This is a genomic window from Zavarzinia sp. (assembly GCF_041650655.1).
GTDB lineage: Bacteria > Pseudomonadota > Alphaproteobacteria > Zavarziniales > Zavarziniaceae > Zavarzinia.
In genome coordinates this window covers 24,306-42,984 of the sequence record NZ_JBAZKR010000002.1, presented here as the reverse complement: position 1 = coordinate 42,984, position 18,679 = coordinate 24,306, and the positions used below count along the sequence as shown (strand labels likewise).

Genomic DNA, 18,679 nt, shown 5'->3' with positions numbered 1-18,679 from the left:
ACCCGGCCGCGGAATCGATTGGACAGAACCATGCTTCGGATCACATCGACTTACGGCCGGGGCATCCTGGCCGCCTGCTGCCTGCTGCTGGCGGCTCCTGCGCCCGCCGGTGCACTCGAGACCGCTGCCCTCGAGACCGGCGGGGCCGTGGTGCCCGACCTTCTCGACCTGCCGGCCCGCATCAGCGCCAAGGCGGACAAGAGCCTGCAACTCGCCGTCGCCCGCGCGGGCGAGCGCTTGGTCTCGGTCGGCGAGGACGGCAACGTCCTGCTCTCCGACGACAATGGCGCGACCTGGCGCCAGGCGGCGGCCGTGCCGGTCAGCGTGACCCTGACCGATGTCACTTTCCCGACCCCGGCGGAGGGCTGGGCGGTCGGCCACAGCGGCGTGGTGCTGCACAGCGCCGATGCGGGTGAAACCTGGAAGGTTCAGCTCGACGGCCGCAAGGCGGCGCAGCTCGTCGCCGACGAGGCGGCGGCCCTCGCGGCCTCGGGCGCCCCGGGGGCCGAGGCGGCCAAGCGCAATGCTGCGGCAATGGTGGCGGACGGGCCGGACAAACCCTTCCTCGGCCTTCATTTCGCCGATGCGAAGCGCGGCTGGGTGGTCGGCGCCTATGGCCTGGCGCTGGAAACCACGGACGGCGGGCAGAACTGGCAGTCGGCCACGGCGCGCCTGCCCAACCCGGCGGGCAAGCATCTCTATTGGCTGCGCGACCTCGGCACCACCGTCGTCGTGGTGGGCGAGCAGGGCACGGTGTTCCGCTCGACCGACGGCGGCGCCAGCTTCGAGGCGATCGAAACCCCCTACGAGGGCACCTTCTTCGGTGCCGTGCCCCTGAAGGACGGCGGCCTGCTCGCCTTCGGGCTCAAGGGCAATGCCTGGCGTTCCGGCCCGGATCTCGCCGACTGGCACCAGGTCGAGCTGGGTCAGCCGGTCACCGTGACCGCCGGCCTCCGCCTCGGCGACGGCACCATCGTGCTGGGCGACGAGGGCGGCCGCCTGTTCGCCAGTCCTGACGACGGGGCGGGCTTCAAGGCCCTCGGCGTTCCCGCCGGCACCGGCCTGACCGGCCTCGCCCAGGCGGCCGACGGCGCCCTGATCCTGTCCGGTACAAGGGGCGACAGTCGTGCCGTCCTGCCTGAACTTTCTTCGGAGGCCCGCTGATGGCCCATGCACCCACCACCGCGGTCGGCCCGGTCATCGCCAACCTGGCGCAGTTCGATCGCCGCTCCGGCTCGCTGGTCGAGCGCGCCTTTTTCAACAACCGGTTGATCGTCATCCTGCTCTGCCTGGTCGCGACCCTGGTGCTGGGCTTCCAGGCGCGCCATCTCGAACTCAACGCCGCCTTCGAGAAGATGATCCCGACCGGTCATCCCTATATCGCCAATTTCCTGGAGAACCGCAGCCAGCTCGGCGGCATGGGCAATTCGCTCCGCATCGCGGTCGAGGTCAAGGACGGCACGATCTTCGACAAGGACTATCTCGAAACCCTGCGCAAGCTGAGCGACGCCCTGTTCCTGCTGCCCGGCGTCGACCGGCCCTTCATGAAATCGCTGTGGGCGCCGGCGGTGCGCTGGACCGGCGTCACCGAGGACGGATTGGACGGCGGGCCGGTGGTGCCGGACGATTACGACGGCTCGGCTTCGAGCCTCGAACAGGTCCGCCTGAACGTCGAACGGTCGGGCGAGATCGGCCAGCTCGTCGCCGCCAACTACCGTTCCACCATCATCCTGGTGCCGCTCCAGGAGCGCACCGAGGACGGCCGCCGCATCGATTATCACGCCCTGTCGCAGAAGATCGAGGCCCTGCGCGCCGCCTATCAGTCCGACCGGATCGCCATCCATGTCACCGGCTTCGCCAAGGTGGTGGGCGACCTGATCGACGGGTTGCAGCAGGTGCTGGCTTTCTTTGCCGCGGCGATCGCGATCTGCACCGCCGTGCTCTATTGGTACACGCGCTGCATCCGCTCGACCCTGCTCGTCGTGCTCTGCTCGATCATCGCCGTGGTCTGGCTGCTCGGCCTGCTGCCGACGCTCGGCTACGAGCTCGATCCCTATTCGATGCTGGTGCCCTTCCTGGTCTTCGCCATCGGCATGAGCCATGGCGCCCAGAAGATGAACGGCATCATGCAGGACATCGGCCGCGGCACCCACAAGCTGATCGCAGCGCGTTACACCTTCCGCCGCCTCTTCGTCGCCGGCCTGACCGCGCTGCTGGCCGATGCCGTCGGCTTCGCCGTCCTCCTGGTGATCGATATCGAGGTGATCCGCGACCTCGCCGTCACCGCCTCGATCGGCGTCGCCGTGCTGATCTTCACCAATCTCGTCCTGCTGCCGATCCTGCTCTCCTATACCGGGGTCAGCGAGGACGTCGCCCGCCGCAGCCTGCGCGCCGAACTGGCCGAGGCGAAGGATGCCCAGCACAAGAAACATCCCTTCTGGGATTTCCTCGACCACTTCACCGGCAGGCGGGGTGCCACCCTCGTGGTGATCGGCGCGGCGGCCCTCGGCGTGCTCGGCGTCGTCGTCGGGGCGCAACTCAAGATCGGCGATACCGATCCCGGTGCGCCCGAGCTTCGCGCCGACTCGCGTTACAACCGCGACAACGCCTTCATGGTCGAGAATTATGCCGCCAGCAGCGATGTCTACATCGTCATGGTGAAGACGCCGCAATATGCCTGCGCCCATTACGGCACGGTGATGGCGGTCGACGCCCTCGAACGCGAGTTGCAGCAACTGCCGGGGGTCGAGGCGACCAATTCCCTGGCCGACCTCGCCAAGGTCGCCAATGCCGGCCTGAACGAGGGCAGCCTCAAATGGTCCGCCGTGCCGCGCTCGCAGACCATGTTGAACGCCATCATCACGCGGGCCCCGCGCGAGCTGTTCAACCAGAACTGCGACCTGCTCACCGTCTATGCCTATCTCAAAGACCACAAGGCCGACACCCTGGCGGCGGTGGTCGACACGGTCGAGAGCTTCGCCGCGCGCTACGGCACGGGCGAGATCCGCTTCCTCAACGCCGCCGGCAATGCCGGCATCGAGGCCGCCACCAACATCGTGGTGAAGAAGGCCAATCGCGAGATGCTGATCCTGGTCTATGCCGCCGTGATCGTGCTCGCATTCGTCACCTTCCGATCCTGGCGGGCGGTGGTTTGCGCCGTGGTGCCGCTGATGATCACCTCGGTCCTGTGCGAGGCCTTGATGGTCTGGCTCAACATCGGCGTCAAGGTCGCGACCCTGCCGGTGATCGCCCTCGGGGTGGGCATCGGCGTCGACTATTCGCTCTATGTCATGACCGTCACGCTCGGCCGGCTGCGCGAGGGCATGACGCTCTCCGAAGCCTATTACCGGGCCCTCGTCTTCACCGGCAAGGTGGTGATCCTGACCGGCATCACGCTGGGCATCGCGGTCTCCACCTGGGCGCTGTCACCGATCAAGTTCCAGGCCGACATGGGCATCCTGCTCGCCTTCATGTTCGTCTGGAACATGGTGGGCGCCCTCGTTCTGCTGCCGGCGCTCGGCTACTTCCTGCTGCCCCGCGCGGCAGCCCGGACGAAGCCCGCTTGACAAATTCGTAAGGCGCCGGGCGGCGCTTGACAAAAGCGTCGGGCGAGGCTCCGGCGCGGCCTCGCCCGGAAGCCGATAGATAAAGGTTTTCAAGGCGTTGAATGGTTTGGCACGGATCGTGCTGTGATTTGGTCGTAAGGCGGCGCGAGGCTTCATTCGACGACCGCCCGGCCAAGAATTGGATAACGGAGGAAACAGCATCATGGCCATGACAGGTGTACTGCGCCCAGGGCACGCCCAGGTCCGCGTGCTCGATCTCGAAAAGAGCGTGAAATTCTACCGCGACGTCCTCGGCCTGGTCGAGACCGGCCGAGACGGCCAGGGTCGCGTCTACTTCAAGTGCTGGGACGAGCGGGATCACAACAGCTATGTGATCCGCCAGGCGGACAGCGCCGGCATCGATTTCTTCGCCTTCAAGGTCCTGGACAAGGCGACGCTCGACAAGCTGGATGCCGATCTCCGCGCCTATGGCCTGACGACCAGCCGCATTCCGGCCGGCGACATGCTGGAGACCGGCGAGCGCGTGCGCTTCGAGCTGCCCTCCGGCCACCAGATCGAGCTCTATGCCGAGAAGACGCAGATCGGCAACGGCCTGGGTCTCACGAACCCGGCGCCCTGGGGTGCCACGCGCGAACACGGCATCGCGCCGATCCGCCTCGACCACGGCCTGCTCTACGGCCCCAATATCGCCGAAGTGCAGAAGATCTTCGTCGACGTGCTGGGTTTCTATCTGGTCGAGCACGTGCTGACCCCCGACGGCCAGAAGAGCGCGGCGATATGGCTCTCCTGCTCCCACAAGGTGCATGACGTCGCCTTCGCCGAATATCCCGAGCCCGGCAAGCTGCATCACTGTTCCTTCCTGATGGAGAGCTGGGAACATGTGCTGCGCGCCGGCGACATCATGTCGATGAACGAAGTCGCGGTCGACATCGGCCCGACCCGCCACGGCATCACCCGCGGCTGCACCATCTACGCCTGGGATCCCTCGGGTAACCGCTTCGAGACCTTCATGGGCGGCTACCATCCCTATCCCGACTACCAGCCGCTGACCTGGACCTTCGACCATTTCGGCCAGGGCCTGGACTATCCCCAGCGCAAGCTGCACGAGACCTTCCTCTCGGTCGTGACCTGAGGGTGGCGGCCATGGCGGCGATCCTCGACACCACGCGGCGCTTCGTGCGCCTGCGGCACGAGCGCGAGGACGGTTTCGTCGAGTTCGACTTCGCCATCGGCGAACCAGAACTCTTCGTCGAGCTGGTCCTGCGGCGCGAAGCCTTCGCGGAATTCTGCGCCACCAACGAAGTGGAACTGCTGCCGGCCCGAGAGGCCGGCGGCGAGATCGACGACTGGGCCTGGCGGCTCGCGGATGCCAGGGACATCCGCTTCCGCTGAGGCCCCCAACCAAGAGATCAGGGAGACGACCCCATGCAGATCGACCTTCGCACGGTCACCATCGAGCCGCAGCGCCAGGCCTTCGACCATCTGGTGCGCCGCTTCGGCAACAAGCCGGCGTCGCGCTACCAGGAAGGCAGCTACGACATCCAGGCGACCGAGAACCTGCACTACCGCCCGACCTGGGACCCGGCGCAGGAACTCTACGACACCGCGATCACCAAGATCGCCATGAAGGACTGGTACGACCTCAAGGATCCCCGCCAGTTCTTCTATAACACCTATACGCTGACCCGCGCCCGCCAGCAGGACGCGGCCGAGGCCAATTTCAAGTTCATCGAGACCCACGGCCTCGCCAACGTGGTCTCGCCCGCGCTGCGCGACAAGGCGCTGGCCGTCCTGCTGCCGCTCCGCCATGTCGCCTGGGGTGCCAACCAGAACAACACCTTCGTCTGCGGCTACGGCTACGGCACCACCTTCACGCAACCCTGCATGTATCAGGCGATGGACAACCTCGGCATCGCCCAGTACCTGTCGCGCATCGGCCTCGCCTTCGGCGGGCCGGAGGCGCTCGCCGCCGGCAAGAAAGCCTGGATGGAGGATCCGGCCTGGCAGGATCTGCGGCGTTACGTCGAGGATTGCCTGGTGGTGCGCGATCCCTTCGAACTCTTCGTCGCCCAGAACGTGGCCCTCGACGGCCTGCTCTATCCGCTCGTCTATGGCGACATGGTCGACAGCGGCTGGGCGGCGGAAGGCGGCTCCGGCCTCGCCCTGGCGACCCAGTTCATGGCCGACTGGTTCGACGAGACCCGCAAATGGCTCGACGCCGTGCTCAAGGTCACGGCGGCGGAATCGCCCGAGAACAACGCGGTGCTGGCCGGCTGGCTGCGCACTTGGGGCGAGCGGGCAGCGGCGGCACTGGCGCCGATCGCCAGGATCGGCCTGGGCGATCAGGCGGAGGCGGTGATGGCGGAACGCCAGGCCGACCTCGCCGCCCGTCTCGCCAAACTCGGCATCAAATTGTGAGGGAGGGGACCATGTCTTCCGTATTCATCGCCCTGCAGGCGAACGAGGAAACCCGCCCGATCATCGAGGCGATCGAAGCCGACAACCCGACCGCCGTGGTCTCGCGCGAGCCGGCCATGGTGAAGATCGACGCGCCGGGCCGCCTGGTGATCCGCAAGGACACCATCGAGCAGAACCTGGGGCGCGAATTCGACCTCCAGGAAATCCACATCAATCTGATCACCCTGAGCGGTCATGTCGACGAAGACGACGAGACCTTGACGCTCCATTGGGACCGCTGAAGGAGACGCGATCATGGACATGAAGTCGCCCGAGAAGAAGCTCGGCATCAAGGAACGCTATCGGTATCTCACCCGCGATCTCGCCTGGGAGCCGAGCTACCGTTCGCACGAGGAGATCTATCCCTATCTGACCTACGAGGGGATCAAGATCCACGACTGGGACAAATGGGAAGACCCCTTCCGCCTGACCATGGACGCCTATTGGAAATACCAGGGCGAGAAGGAGCGGAAGTTCTATGCCATCATCGATGCCCATGCCCAGAACAACGGCCATCTGAACATCACCGATGCCCGCTATCTCTCGGCCCTGAAGATCTTCCTGCAGGCGATCAGCCCGGGCGAATATGCCGCCCACAAGGGTTTCGCCCGGGTCGGGCGCGAATTCTCCGGCGCCGGCACCCAGGTCGCCTGCCAGATGCAGGCGCTGGACGAGATCCGTCACGCCCAGACCCAGATCCACGCGCTCTCGAACTACAACAAGTATTACAACGGCTTCCACGCCTTCTCGGAACAGCGCGACCGCATCTGGTACACCTCGGTGGCGCGTTCCTTCTTCGACGACGCCATGTCGGCCGGGCCGTTCGAATTCATGATCGCGATCGGTTTCTCCTTCGAATATGTCCTGACCAACCTGCTCTTCGTGCCCTTCATGTCCGGTGCCGCCTACAACGGCGACATGGCGACCGTGACCTTCGGCTTCTCCGCCCAGTCGGACGAGGCGCGGCACATGACGCTCGGCCTCGAATGCATCAAGTTCATGCTGGAGCAGGACCCGGACAACCTGCCGATCGTGCAGCGCTGGATCGACAAGTGGTTCTGGCGCGGCTTCCGCGTGCTCGGCCTGGTCAGCACCATGATGGATTACATGCTGCCCAAGCGGGTGATGTCGTGGCGCGAAGCCTTCGAGATCTACGGCGTGCAGAACGGCGGCGCCCTGTTCCGCGATCTCGAGCTCTACGGCATCCGCCCGCCCAAGGGTTGGGCCGACGCCGGCAAGGCGATCGACCACATGTCGCATCAGTTCATGCTGGGCCTCTACCAGTGGCGTTTCGGCACCGCCTTCCATAGCTGGATCCCATCGGACGAGGACATGACCTGGCTGTCGGCCAAATATCCCGACAGTTTCGACCGCTACTACCGGCCGCGTTGGGAGCATATCAAGCGCGCCGAGGCGGAAGGCCGGCCGTTCAAGAACTTCGGCCTGGCCAAGCTGTGCCAGTGCTGCCAGCTGCCCTGCGTCTTCACCGAGCCCGACGATCCGACCCTGCTGTGCCACCGCCAGACCACCTACAAGGGCCAGATCTACCATTTCTGCTCGGACGGCTGTCAGGACGTCTTCGAGCACGAGCCGGAGAAATATGTCCAGGCCTGGCTGCCCATGCCGCAGCTGTTCCAGGAGCCGGTGAATGGCGACCTGGGCGCCTGGATGAACTGGGCGCACCTTGCGGACGGGCAGGACAACGGCGAATTCCCGGGTTCCGCGGACCAGGTGAATTTCGACCGCTGGCGCGGCCTCGCCACAAGGAACGACTGATCAGTGGGCGCGGGCTCGCCCCGCGCCTCCCAAAGACCGCCAAAATGCCCGCCAAGAAGCCCGGAGCAAACATCATGTCCGTCACCGCCCGTGCCCCCTATGATTTCGTGCCCCGCGACCGCGTGGAGAATTTCCACGGCAACCAGATCGTCTATGCGAGCTGGGACCACCATCTTCTCTTCGCGGCGCCCTTCCTGATCTGCATCCCGCCGGAAACACCTTTCCGCGCCCTGCTCGACGGCCCGCTGGCCGAGCTGCTGAAGCTCGACCCCGATGCGGAAAAGATCGACTGGTCCAAGGTCGAATGGCTGAAGGGCGGGCAACCCTTCACGCCCGATTTCGACCGCACGCTGGCCGACAACGGCATCGCCCACAAGGAACTGCTGCGGTTCCGCACCCCTGGCCTGAACAGCGTGACCATCGGGCGTTGAGATGAGTTACGAGCTGACGATCCAGCCGCTCGGCACGACGATCGAGATCGAGGATGGCCAGACCATCCTCGATGCCGCACTCCGGGCCGGCATCTATCTGCCCCACGCCTGCTGCCACGGCCTCTGCGCCACCTGCAAGGTCGATGTGCTGGAGGGCGCCGTCGATTACGGCGAAGCCTCGACCTTCGCCCTGATGGATTTCGAGCGGGGCGAGGGCAAATGCCTCGCCTGCTGCGCCCGGGCCGAGAGCGACCTGGTGATCCAGGCCGAGATCGACGAGGACCCGGATGCCCTGAACCTGCGGGTCAAGGATTTCGCCGGCACCGTCAGCCGGATCGAGGCACTGACGCCGACCATCAAGGGGATCTGGATCGCGCTCGACGATCCCGCCGGCTTCGCCTTCCAGGCCGGGCAATATGTCAACCTGGAGCTGCCGGGCGGTATCGGCACGCGTGCCTTCTCCGTCGCCTCGCCGCCGGGTGCTGCCGAGGTCGAGCTCAATGTCCGCATCGTGCCGGGCGGGCAGGGCACCACCTATATCCACGAGAAGCTGAAGCCGGGTGACAGGGTCCGTTTCACCGGCCCCTACGGCCGCTTCTTCGTGCGGAAATCGGCCCATGTGCCGCTGATCTTCATGGCCGGCGGTTCCGGCCTGTCGAGCCCGCGCTCGATGATCCTGGACCTGCTGGCGGAAGGCTTCGATCTGCCGATCACCCTGGTCTACGGCCAGCGCAGCCGGGCCGAACTCTATTACCACGACGAATTCCTGAGGCTCGCCGCCGAACATCCGAACTTCACCTATGTTCCCGCCCTCTCGGACGAGCCGGCGGGAACGGACTGGACGGGTTTCCGCGGCTTCGTGCACGAGGCTGCCAAGGATCATTTCGGCAACGATTTCCGCGGTCACAAGGCCTATCTCTGCGGCCCGCCGCTGATGATCGAGGCCTGTATCGGCACCCTGATGAAGGGCCGCCTGTTCGAACGCGACGTCTATACCGAGAAATTCCTCTCGGCGGCGGATGCCCAGCAGGTGCGAAGCCCGTTGTTCAAGGCGATCTGACCGGAAGCTCGATCCTCACTTCGAGGCCGCCTTCCGGGCGGTTGACGGCGGCGATGGTGCCGCCGTGCGAGCGGATGGCGCGCCGGGCGATGGCGAGGCCGAGGCCGAAGCCGCCCTGGGCGGCCGCACCGGCGCCGCGCACGAAGGGCTCGAACATGCGGTCGAGGTCTTCCGGCGCCACCCCCTTGCCCTGGTCGGCAACGGTGATGGCGACGCCGTCGCCGGGATGGGCGAGGTCGACGTCGACCCGGCTGCCTTCGGGGGCGTGCCGGATGGCGTTGCGCAGTACGTTTTCGAGCGCGCGGCGCATCAATTCGGCGTCGCCCTCGACCACCAGGGCACTGGCCGCCTCGTCGATCCGGAGGGCGATCTCGATGCCGGCGGGGCCGGCCTCGAAGCGGGCGTCCTGGACCACGGCTTCGAGCAGGCTGCCGAGGTCGAAATAGTCTTCGCCCGGTGGGCTTCCGGCCTCGGCGCGGGCGAGGTTCAGCAATTCGCCGACCATGGTGTCGATGCGGCGGGATTCTTCTTCGATGCGGTCGAGCACGCTGTCGAAGCGTTCCGGATTCTGGCGCGCCAGGCCGATCGCAACCTGGAGCCGGGCGAGGGGAGAGCGCAATTCGTGCGAGACGTCGTGCAACAACTGATCGCGCAGGGCGACGAGGCCTTCGAGCCGTTCGGCCATGCGGTCGAAATCGCGCGCCAGGTCGGCGATCTCGTCCCGCCGCCGGCCCATGCGCGGGGCCAGCCGGGCCGAGAAGCTGCCACCCGCCAGGACGGCGAAACCCTCGCGCAGGCGGCTGATCGGCCGGGTCAGATAGAAGGCGAGGGCGGCGCTGAAGGCGAGGCCGCCGAGCGTGCCGAGCACGAGGAGCGGGGGCGGAATGTCGAACGGACCCGGGCGCTGGCGCGGCGCCGGCCTGGCGTCATAGACGAGGAGAAGGCGGCCGCCGTCGGGCAGCTCGGCGGTCCGCGCGATCGCCTGCTCGTCGTCCGGGCGCGGGGCCTCGGCCGCCAGGAGGGCGAGGCGCCGGGTGTGATCGGCCGGCCATTCGGCCAGCAGCGCGTCGAGCGCCGGGCGGCCGCCGAGGCGCAGCACCTGCGCCGCCGCGGCGAGTTCGGCCTCGGCCGAGAGGCGGGCCTGCTCGATCTCATAGGTTCGCGGCGGGACGTCCCGGAGCGTGAAGACCAGCCAGACGCCCTCGATGATCAGGATGAAGGTCACCCAGAAGCCGAAGAAGATCTTCCAGAACAGGCGGCGGGTCACGATGCCGCTTCCAGCCGGTAGCCGATGCCGCGCACGGTTTCGAGGTGCAGCCGGTCGCCCGCCACGGCGGCCAGCTTCTGGCGCAGGTTGCTCATGTGCACGTCGATGCTGCGGTCATAGGGCTGACGTTTGCGCCCCAGCGCCCGTTCGGACAGTTCGTCCTTGGTCGAGACCCGCTCGCCCGCCATCAGCAGAATTTCGAGCAGGGTGAATTCGGTCACCGTCAGGTCGAGCGGCCGTCCATTCCAGGCCGCCTCGTGCCGGCCCGGCGACAGGCTGAGGGCGGCAAGGCGGAGGAGGTCGTCCTCGGCGGGACGGGCCGCGGTGCCGGTCCGGCGCAGCACGGCGCGCAGCCGCGCCACCAGCTCCCGCGGGTAGCAGGGCTTGGGAATATAATCGTCGGCCCCCATCTCGAGACCGATCACCCGTTCGACGTCGTCGCCCTTGGCGGTCAGCATGATCACGGGCAGCCGGCTCTTCTCGCGCAGCCGGCGCAGCACCTCGATGCCGCCGAGGCGCGGCAGCATGATGTCCAGCACGACCGCGTCATAGGCGCCGGTCAGGGCCGCTTCCAGCCCCGCCTCGCCATTCAGGGCGACGGTCGCGACAAAGCCTTCGGCGGCCAGGAACTCGACCAGCATGGCAGCCAGCTCGGCGTCGTCGTCGACGAGCAGTACGCGCACGGGGTTGGGATCGGCCGGCTTCTGCATGGCGCAAGACCATACGCGATTGGTGCCGACTGCAAGACCCTTTGCGCTTTCTTGACGATCGACTGGCGAAGACTTGACCCAAAGCCGGCCCCGGCGGGCGTAGACTGCATCCATCGATTCCGGCGAACGGCATTGTCATGACTTTTTCACGCATCCTTCGTCTCCTCCTCTTGATCGTCGTGCTCGGCGCCCTCGCCTGGGGGGCGAAGCTCTGGTTCTTCCCGGCCGAGCAGACGGCGCCGCGCTATCTGACCGCGACCGTCACCACGAAGGACATCGAGCATGTCGTGCTGGCTGACGGCACGCTGGAGGCCTTCAAGCAGGTCAGCGTCGGCGCTCAGGTCTCGGGCCAGATCAAGTCGTTGAAGGTCGACTTCGGCGACAAGGTGAAGGCCGGCGACCTGATCGCCGAAATCGATTCGAAGACCCAGGAAAACAGCCTGAAGGACGCCGAGGCCCAGCTCGCCAACGTGAAGGCGGAGCGCGCGGCCAAGGAAGCCAGCCTGAAGCAGGCCGAACTCGCCTTCGCCCGGCTGAAGCGTATGCTCGCCTCCTCGGCCGCCTCGCGCGAAGACTACGAGACGGCGGAGGCGACCCTCGCGGTCACCAAGGCGGAGATCGCGGCGCTCGACGCCCAGATCGAACAGGCCGACATCCAGGTCTCTACCGCCAAGCTGAACCTCGGCTATACCAGGATCGAATCGCCGATCGACGGCACCGTGGTCGCGGTCGTGGTCGAAGAGGGCCAGACGGTGAATTCGGCCCAGAGCACGCCGACCATCGTGAAGATCGCCCAGCTCGACACCATGACCGTGAAGGCCGAGATTTCGGAGGCCGACATCGTCAATGTGACCGCTGACATGCCGGTCTATTTCACCATTCTGGGCGATCCCGACCGGCGCTACGAGGCGAAGCTCCGCATGATCGAGCCGGCGCCGACCTCGATCAATTCCGAGAGCACGACGACGTCGAGCGCGTCCTCCTCCTCGTCGAGCAGCAGCACCTCGACCGCGATCTATTACAACGGCATCTTCGACGTGCCGAACAGCGACGGCCGCCTGCGCATCGACATGACCGCCCAGGTCTCCGTCGTGCTGGGCAGCGCCAAGGGCGTGCCGACCATCCCGACCACCGCCCTCGGCACGCGCGAGGCGGATGGAACCTATACCGTCTATGTCGTCGACGACGCGGGCACCGTCAGCGCCCGCAAGATCCGCACCGGGATCGAGGACGAAACCGACGTCGAGGTGAAGGAAGGCCTCACGGCCGGCGAGAAGGTCGTGCTGGGCGATGCCGCCGCCGGCACCTCGATGCAGATGCGCATGCCGCGGATGGGGCTCTGACATGAGCAACCCGCTTCTCGAACTCACCGGCATCGGGCGCAGCTTCGATGCCGGCGACCAGAAGATCGAGGTCCTGAAGGGCGTCGACCTTTCGATCGAACGGGGCGAGATGGTCGCGATCATCGGCGCCTCCGGCTCGGGCAAGTCGACCCTGATGAACATCCTCGGCTGCCTCGACCGGCCGAGTACGGGCACCTACCGGATCGACGGGCGCGAGACCGCCAGCCTGGATGCCGACGAACTGGCCCGTCTGCGGCGCGAATACTTCGGCTTCATCTTCCAGCGCTATCACCTGCTGAGCGATCTCGACGCCGTCGGCAATGTCGAGGTGCCGGCGATCTATGCCGGCGAGCCGCGCGGCGAGCGGCGGCGCGATGCGATCGATCTCCTGAAGCGCCTCGGTCTCGGCGACCGGCTGACGCACCGCCCCGGCCAGCTCTCGGGCGGGCAGCAGCAGCGGGTCAGCGTCGCCCGCGCTATGATGAACGGCGGCCTGGTGATCCTGGCCGACGAGCCGACCGGCGCGCTCGACAGCCAGAGCGGCCAGGCCATGCTGGGCCTCCTGCGCGAGCTGCATGCCCAGGGCCATACCATCGTTATCGTCACTCACGATGCCTCGGTGGCAGGCATCGCCGAACGCAGGATCGAGATCAGCGACGGCAAGATCGTCAGCGACCAGCGCCGCTCTTCCCCCCCGGTCGGCGAGGGCTCCACTGACGTAGTGCGGGAGGCGTCACCCCCCGGCGTCTCCCGCACGCCCCCCCGCGCCGGGCGCTTGATGGCGGAATTCGACCGTTTCGGCGAAGCCTTCCGCATGGCCCTCAGGGCCATGGTGGCGCATAAGCTGCGCACCTTCCTCACCATGCTCGGCATCGTCATCGGCATCGCCTCGGTGGTCTCGGTGGTGGCACTCGGCGAAGGCTCGAAACAGCGCATCCTCGAAGATATTTCGTCGATCGGCACCAATACGGTCGAGATCTTCCCGGGCAAGGGTTTCGGCGACCGGGACAGTGCCAAGATCCAGACCCTGGTCGCCTCCGACGCGGAGGTCCTGGCGCGCCAGTCCTTCGTCGACAGTGCAACGCCTTCGGTCTCCGCCACCAAGGTGATGCTGTGGCGCGACCAGGCCCTGTCGGTCTCGGTCAACGGCGTCGGCGATCAGTATTTCCGGGTGAAGGGCTATACGATCGCCGAAGGGCGCAGCTTCACGGCGGCCGAAGCCGCGGCGATGGCCCAGATCGCGGTGATCGACAGCAATACGGCGGACAAGCTGTTCCCCGACCGCGTCTCGGCCCTCGGCCAGGTGCTCATGCTCGGCAACGTGCCGTGCCGAATCGTCGGCGTGCTGGAACCGATGACCAGCGGCTTCGGCAATTCCGACACGCTGAAGGTCTTCATCCCCATTACCTCGGCGCTCTATCGCATGCTCGGCCAGTCCTACCTGCAGAGCATCACGGTGCGGGTCGACGATTCGGTCGCCAGCGATGCCGCCGAGCAAGGCATCATCCGCCTGCTGACCCGGCGCCACGGCACCCAGGATTTCTTCATCGTCAACACCGACACGGTGCGCGAGACGATCCAGAAGACGACCGAGACGATGACCGTGCTGATCTCCATGATCGCGCTGATCGCCCTCGTGGTCGGCGGCATCGGGGTGATGAACATCATGCTGGTCTCGGTCACCGAAAGGACCAAGGAGATCGGCGTCCGCATGGCCGTGGGCGCCCGTCAGGGCGACATCATGCGCCAATTCATGATCGAGGCGGTGATGGTCTGCCTGGTCGGCGGCGTCATCGGCATCGTGCTGGCGCTCTCTTTCGGGGCGGTGTTCAGCAGCCTGTCGACTGCCTTCCGGCTCTCCTTCTCGGTCTCCTCGATCGTGCTCGCGGTGCTCTGCGCCTCGCTGATCGGCATCGTCTTCGGCTTCCTGCCCGCCCGCAGCGCCGCGCGCCTCGACCCGGTCGAGGCCCTGTCGCGGGAGTAACATCATGCGCTATACGCCCTATATCTTCGCCCTCCTGCTCGCCGGCTGCGGCGCGCTCGACACGCACTATCAGGTCCCGAAGGCTGTGACTGCCGCGAGCTGGGTGCAGGGAACCTCCGGCGGCACCGCGCTTGCCCGGGATTGGTGGCGCAATTTCAACGATCCCGCGCTGGATGCCCTGGTGGCCGAGGCGCTGACCCGCAACAACGACCTCGCCATCGCCGCGATCAAGCTGCGCAAGGCCCGCGCGACCGCGCGCATCCAGGACGACCAGCGCCTGCCCCAGCTCTCCGCCTCGTCGGATTTCCAGGGTTCGCGCCAGTTGAACGAGGCCCATCCGACCAGCCGGCAGTCGAGCGCCGGCTTCAGCGCCGCCTGGGAGATCGACCTCTGGAACAAGCTGGGGCGCGAGTCCGACGCCGCCCGCTTCGAGGCCGATGCGACTGCGGAGGACCTCGACGCCACCGCCCTCTCCCTGGTCGGCACGGTGGCCGATCTCTATTGGAGCGTCGCCTATCTGAACGAGCGGATCGATCTCGCGCAGCAGAGCATCGCCTATGCCGAGAAGACCCTCGCCCTGGTCGAAAGCTCGCTCGCCGCGGGCGGCGCCTCGGAACTCGACCGGGTCCAGGCGCAGTATAATCTGGAGAGCCAGCGCGCCGCGCTGCAGAGCCTGCTCCAGCAGCGGACCGAGGACCGGAACGCCCTCGCCGTATTGTTCGACGGACCGCCCGAAGCGGTGAAGCCGGAAGCCCTGCGCCTGCCGCGCACCGCGCTGCCCGCGGTCGACGCCGGACTGCCGGCCAGCCTGCTCGGCCGCCGGCCGGACCTTCGCGCGGCCGAGCTTCGCCTGCGCTCGACCCTGGCCAGCGCCGATGCGACGCGTCTTTCCTACTACCCGAGCTTTTCCCTGACCGGCAGCCTGGGCACCGGCAGCACGAGCCTCGCGGAGGTGCTGGCCGATCCGATTGGCACCCTCGGCCTCGGCATCGTCCTGCCGTTCCTCAATTGGGACCAGACGCAGCTCAATATCGAAGTCTCCAAGCTCGACTACGAGCAGGCGGTGGTGAGCTTCCGCCAGACCCTCTACGAAGCCTTCGGCGACGTCGAAAATGCCCTGTCCAATCGCAGCCGCTACGGCGAGGAAGTGGCGATCCGCGAACGGGCACTGGTGGCGGCGCAGAAGTCGGAACAGCTCTACGAGGAGCGCTACCGGGCCGGCGCGGTCAGCCTGCAATCCTGGCTCGACGCCCAGGAATCGCGCCGCACGGCGGAAGCGGACCTGGTCCAGAGCCGCCTCGGCGCGCTCCAGGCCTATATCACCCTGTGCCAGGCCCTGGGCGGTGGGCCTGGGTGACAGGCCGGCCAAGCCCGAAGCCTTCCTTCGCCTGAGCGCGCTGTTTCGCCGGCTGGCCAGCAGGTCCCCGGATGGCCTATAAGCGGGCCTTGATGGCGAGATCGAGGGCGAGCATGACGATGGGCGGTCCCGGGGGGACAGCATGACGGGCGGCGTGCAGCCGCCCCTCGGCGATGTCGCGACCCGGCGTGAGGCCGTGGTCGTTGCCGCCCTCTCGATCGTCGGCGAGAGCGGGCTCGAAGCCCTGAGCGCGCGGAGCCTGGCCAAGCACTGCGGCGTCTCCACCATGGCGATCTATTCGCTGTTCGGCGGCATGCCCGGCCTCTACGAAGCCTTGGCGGCGCGCGCCACCGACCTGATGAACACCTATATCCTGGACGCCAATTCCGGCCTGCCGCCGCTCGACCGCCTGCGCGGCTTCGGCCTCGCCTATCGGCGCTTCGCCCTCGAACATCCCGCCGCCTTCGAGCTGCTGACCCGGCGCGGCCATTCCCTTGTCGTCGCCATGCGCGACAGGCCCTCCTATGCCGCCTATCTCGCCGCGATCGAGCAGGGCAAGGCCGAAGGCCTGTTCCGGCCCGAGCTCGACGCCCGCGAATTCGGCGACATCCTGTGGGCCGCCGCCCACGGCATGCTGACCTTCGAACTCTCGGGCACCTATCCCGCCGGAGAGGATCACGAAGCCCGCCTGATGCGCGGCTTCGACCTGCTGTTGGCGGCCGGGATGCCGGTGGAGCAACGAAAATAACACTGTTATAACGCCGTAATTGACGTTATGGTCCTGCCAATGCCGCCAAAGGCGGCGCGAGGGAGGATGGGCCATGAGCATTGCGGTCAGGAGCACTGTCGAGGGCGATTGGGCCTTGGTCGGGCGCCTTCGGGCGGAAACGCGGCTGGCTGCGCTGCATCGCCTGCCGCTGTTGCCGGTGCCGACGCTGGTTCTGACGGCGGGCTGCTACCTGGCCTTCGGGTTGATCGCCTGGGCCTGGCTCGCAGGCGTGATCCCGGCCTGGGTTTCGGTCCCGCTGGCGGCGCCGCTGTTCTATGCCTCCTTCACCGTGCTGCACGACGGCACTCACCGCGCCATCTCGCGAAGCCCGCTCCTCAACGAAATCATCGGCACCCTGGGCGGCCAATTGCTGATGCCGGGCATGGAGGTCGCCGTCTACCGGATCCTGCACCTCGAACATCACAAGCACACGGGCGAGAAGCACGAGGATCCCGACGACATCATGGTGATCGCACCCAAGTGGTCGCTGCCCCTGGTGCTCGGCTTCATCGATGTCGTCTGGTTCTTCTGGTACCTGCGCCGGGCCGGCCGTTTCGCCACCAGCCAGAACATCCGCTTCGTCGCCGGCTTCGCGCTCTATGCCGCCTGGCATGTCGCCTGGCTGGCCTCGCCCTATGCCAGCGAATGGCTGGTCCTGTGGCTGCTGCCGCAGCGCCTCGGCCTGCTGATCACGGCCTATCTCTTCGCCCATATCCAGCACCCGCCGGAAGTCGAGCAGCGCGAGCGGCCGATCCATGCCACGGCCATGATTACGCGGAACCCGCTCACCCGCTTCTTCATGCTGGGGCAGAGCGCGCATCTGATCCATCATCTCTATCCCCAGCTTCCCTTCTACCGGCTGGAGGCGGGCTGGGACGCGGCGGCGGCGGAACTCGCCCCCCTCGGCCTGTTCTGGCGCGGCATCGGCGGCAGCGTGAAGCGCTTCGACCCGCCGCCCTCGCTGGCCGAACGTCACTGGATCGCCGCCCGCGTGGCCGAGGTCGAGATCGAGACGCCGAGCATCACCAGCTTCGTCCTGGAAGCGGCCGATGGCGGCGCGCTGCCCGCCTTCACGGCCGGCGCCCATATCGACCTTCGCCTGGCTTCGGGCCTGGTCCGGCAATATTCCCTGGTTGGGCGGCCCGGGGCGGCCGCGGCCTATCGGATCGCGGTGAAGCGCGACGAGGCGGGCCGGGGCGGCTCGGTCGCGGTTCATCGCACCCTGGTGCCCGGGGCAAGGATCGACATCGGCCGGCCGCGCAACCATTTCCCGCTTCGCCCCGGCACGGGCCGGGTGGTGCTGGTCGCGGGCGGCATCGGCCTGACCCCGCTGCTCGCCATGGCGGCCGAACTGGCGGCGGAACATCGCGACTTCGTGCTTCACCTCTGCGCGCGCAGCCGGGCCGAAGTGCCCTTCGCCGCCGGCTTCGAGCAGGCGCCTTTCGCCGGGCGGACGCGGATCCATCTCGACGACGGCGCCCGTTTCGATCCTGTCCGCGACCTGGGCACGCCCGGTACGGGCGACCAGCTCTATCTCTGCGGGCCGGCCGGCTTCATGGCCTGGGTGAAGGAGGCGGCGGCCGGCCTCGGCTGGCCAGCCGAGGCCGTCTTCTCGGAAGATTTCGCACCCGCGGGCGGCCCGGGCGCGGCCTTCACCGTGGAACTCGTGCGGTCGCGTCGGACGATCGAGGTGGCGCCGGGGCAGAGCATCGTCGAAGCCCTGGAAGCCCAGCGCCTGCCGACCGAGACCCTGTGCCGCCAGGGCGTCTGCGGCACCTGCCGCTGCCGCGTGCTGGCCGGCACGGTCGAACACCGCGACAGCGTGCTGACGCCCGAGGAACGCGCGGCGGGCGACCAGATCATGACCTGCGTCTCCCGCGCGCCCATGGGCGAGCGGCTGGTGCTCGACCTCTAGAGTATCGGCGGAATGAACGTGCATTCCGCCGATACTCTAACCTT

16 protein-coding genes are annotated in these 18,679 nt (G+C 67.2%); 14 read left to right on the top strand and 2 right to left on the bottom strand.

Annotation, left to right across the window (positions count from 1 at the left end; all coding sequences use genetic code 11):
- Nucleotides 1-30: 30 nt before the first annotated feature.
- From WC493_RS00700 to WC493_RS00660, 9 genes are all read left to right on the top strand, one after another.
- On the top strand, nucleotides 31-1,164 hold the full coding sequence (locus WC493_RS00700) for a WD40/YVTN/BNR-like repeat-containing protein (RefSeq protein ID WP_373061465.1): 1,134 nt from the start codon (nucleotides 31-33) through the stop codon (nucleotides 1,162-1,164).
- Nucleotides 1,164-3,566 (top strand): RND family transporter, encoded by a 2,403-nt coding sequence (locus tag WC493_RS00695; RefSeq protein ID WP_373061463.1) that lies wholly within the window; start codon nucleotides 1,164-1,166, stop codon nucleotides 3,564-3,566. Before WC493_RS00700 ends, WC493_RS00695 begins: the two co-directional genes overlap by 1 nt.
- 202 nt (nucleotides 3,567-3,768) lie before the next feature.
- Entirely contained in the window at nucleotides 3,769-4,698 is a 930-nt protein-coding gene (locus WC493_RS00690; RefSeq protein WP_373061461.1) for a catechol 2,3-dioxygenase, read from the top strand.
- An 11-nt stretch (nucleotides 4,699-4,709) separates the two neighbouring features.
- The gene (locus WC493_RS00685) at nucleotides 4,710-4,958 is read left to right on the top strand and encodes a phenol hydroxylase subunit (RefSeq protein ID WP_373061458.1); all 249 of its coding nucleotides are present in this window, start codon (nucleotides 4,710-4,712) and stop codon (nucleotides 4,956-4,958) included.
- 33 nt (nucleotides 4,959-4,991) lie between these two features.
- Nucleotides 4,992-5,984: a phenol hydroxylase gene (locus tag WC493_RS00680; protein ID WP_373061456.1), complete on the top strand. Its 993-nt coding sequence runs from the start codon at nucleotides 4,992-4,994 to the stop codon at nucleotides 5,982-5,984.
- An 11-nt stretch (nucleotides 5,985-5,995) separates the two neighbouring features.
- Nucleotides 5,996-6,265, top strand: coding sequence for an MmoB/DmpM family protein (locus WC493_RS00675; RefSeq protein WP_373061454.1), 270 nt, complete (start codon nucleotides 5,996-5,998; stop codon nucleotides 6,263-6,265).
- Between the two features lie 13 nt (nucleotides 6,266-6,278).
- Complete coding sequence (locus WC493_RS00670; RefSeq protein ID WP_373061452.1) at nucleotides 6,279-7,799, top strand: YHS domain-containing protein; 1,521 nt, start codon at nucleotides 6,279-6,281, stop codon at nucleotides 7,797-7,799.
- Nucleotides 7,800-7,873: 74 nt separating this feature from the next.
- A complete protein-coding gene (locus tag WC493_RS00665; RefSeq protein ID WP_373061450.1) occupies nucleotides 7,874-8,230 on the top strand; it encodes a phenol hydroxylase subunit P4 in 357 nt (118 codons plus the stop codon).
- 1 nt (nucleotide 8,231) lies between these two features.
- The gene (locus tag WC493_RS00660; protein ID WP_373061448.1) at nucleotides 8,232-9,290 is read left to right on the top strand and encodes an NADH:ubiquinone reductase (Na(+)-transporting) subunit F; all 1,059 of its coding nucleotides are present in this window, start codon (nucleotides 8,232-8,234) and stop codon (nucleotides 9,288-9,290) included.
- On the opposite strand, the gene WC493_RS00655 is transcribed toward WC493_RS00660, so the two are convergent.
- Both WC493_RS00655 and WC493_RS00650 read right to left on the bottom strand, forming a co-directional pair.
- Entirely contained in the window at nucleotides 9,277-10,557 is a 1,281-nt protein-coding gene (locus WC493_RS00655; protein ID WP_373061446.1) for an ATP-binding protein, read from the bottom strand. The genes WC493_RS00660 and WC493_RS00655 overlap by 14 nt on opposite strands.
- A complete protein-coding gene (locus WC493_RS00650) occupies nucleotides 10,554-11,267 on the bottom strand; it encodes a response regulator (RefSeq protein WP_373061444.1) in 714 nt (237 codons plus the stop codon). Before WC493_RS00650 ends, WC493_RS00655 begins: the two co-directional genes overlap by 4 nt.
- 137 nt (nucleotides 11,268-11,404) lie before the next feature.
- Here WC493_RS00650 and WC493_RS00645 point away from each other — a divergent pair, with 137 nt between their 5' ends.
- From WC493_RS00645 to WC493_RS00625, 5 genes are all read left to right on the top strand, one after another.
- Nucleotides 11,405-12,610 carry an efflux RND transporter periplasmic adaptor subunit gene (locus WC493_RS00645; protein WP_373061442.1) on the top strand — a complete coding sequence of 402 codons (1,206 nt, stop codon included), beginning with the start codon at nucleotides 11,405-11,407 and terminating at the stop codon, nucleotides 12,608-12,610.
- 1 nt (nucleotide 12,611) lies between these two features.
- Nucleotides 12,612-14,594, top strand: a complete 1,983-nt coding sequence (locus tag WC493_RS00640) for a MacB family efflux pump subunit (RefSeq protein ID WP_373061440.1) — start codon at nucleotides 12,612-12,614, stop codon at nucleotides 14,592-14,594.
- Nucleotides 14,595-14,598: 4 nt separating this feature from the next.
- The gene (locus tag WC493_RS00635; RefSeq protein ID WP_373061438.1) at nucleotides 14,599-15,951 is read left to right on the top strand and encodes an efflux transporter outer membrane subunit; all 1,353 of its coding nucleotides are present in this window, start codon (nucleotides 14,599-14,601) and stop codon (nucleotides 15,949-15,951) included.
- A 142-nt stretch (nucleotides 15,952-16,093) separates the two neighbouring features.
- A complete protein-coding gene (locus tag WC493_RS00630) occupies nucleotides 16,094-16,699 on the top strand; it encodes a TetR/AcrR family transcriptional regulator (RefSeq protein ID WP_373061436.1) in 606 nt (201 codons plus the stop codon).
- Between the two features lie 73 nt (nucleotides 16,700-16,772).
- On the top strand, nucleotides 16,773-18,635 hold the full coding sequence (locus tag WC493_RS00625) for a fatty acid desaturase (protein WP_373061434.1): 1,863 nt from the start codon (nucleotides 16,773-16,775) through the stop codon (nucleotides 18,633-18,635).
- Nucleotides 18,636-18,679: the final 44 nt, after the last annotated feature.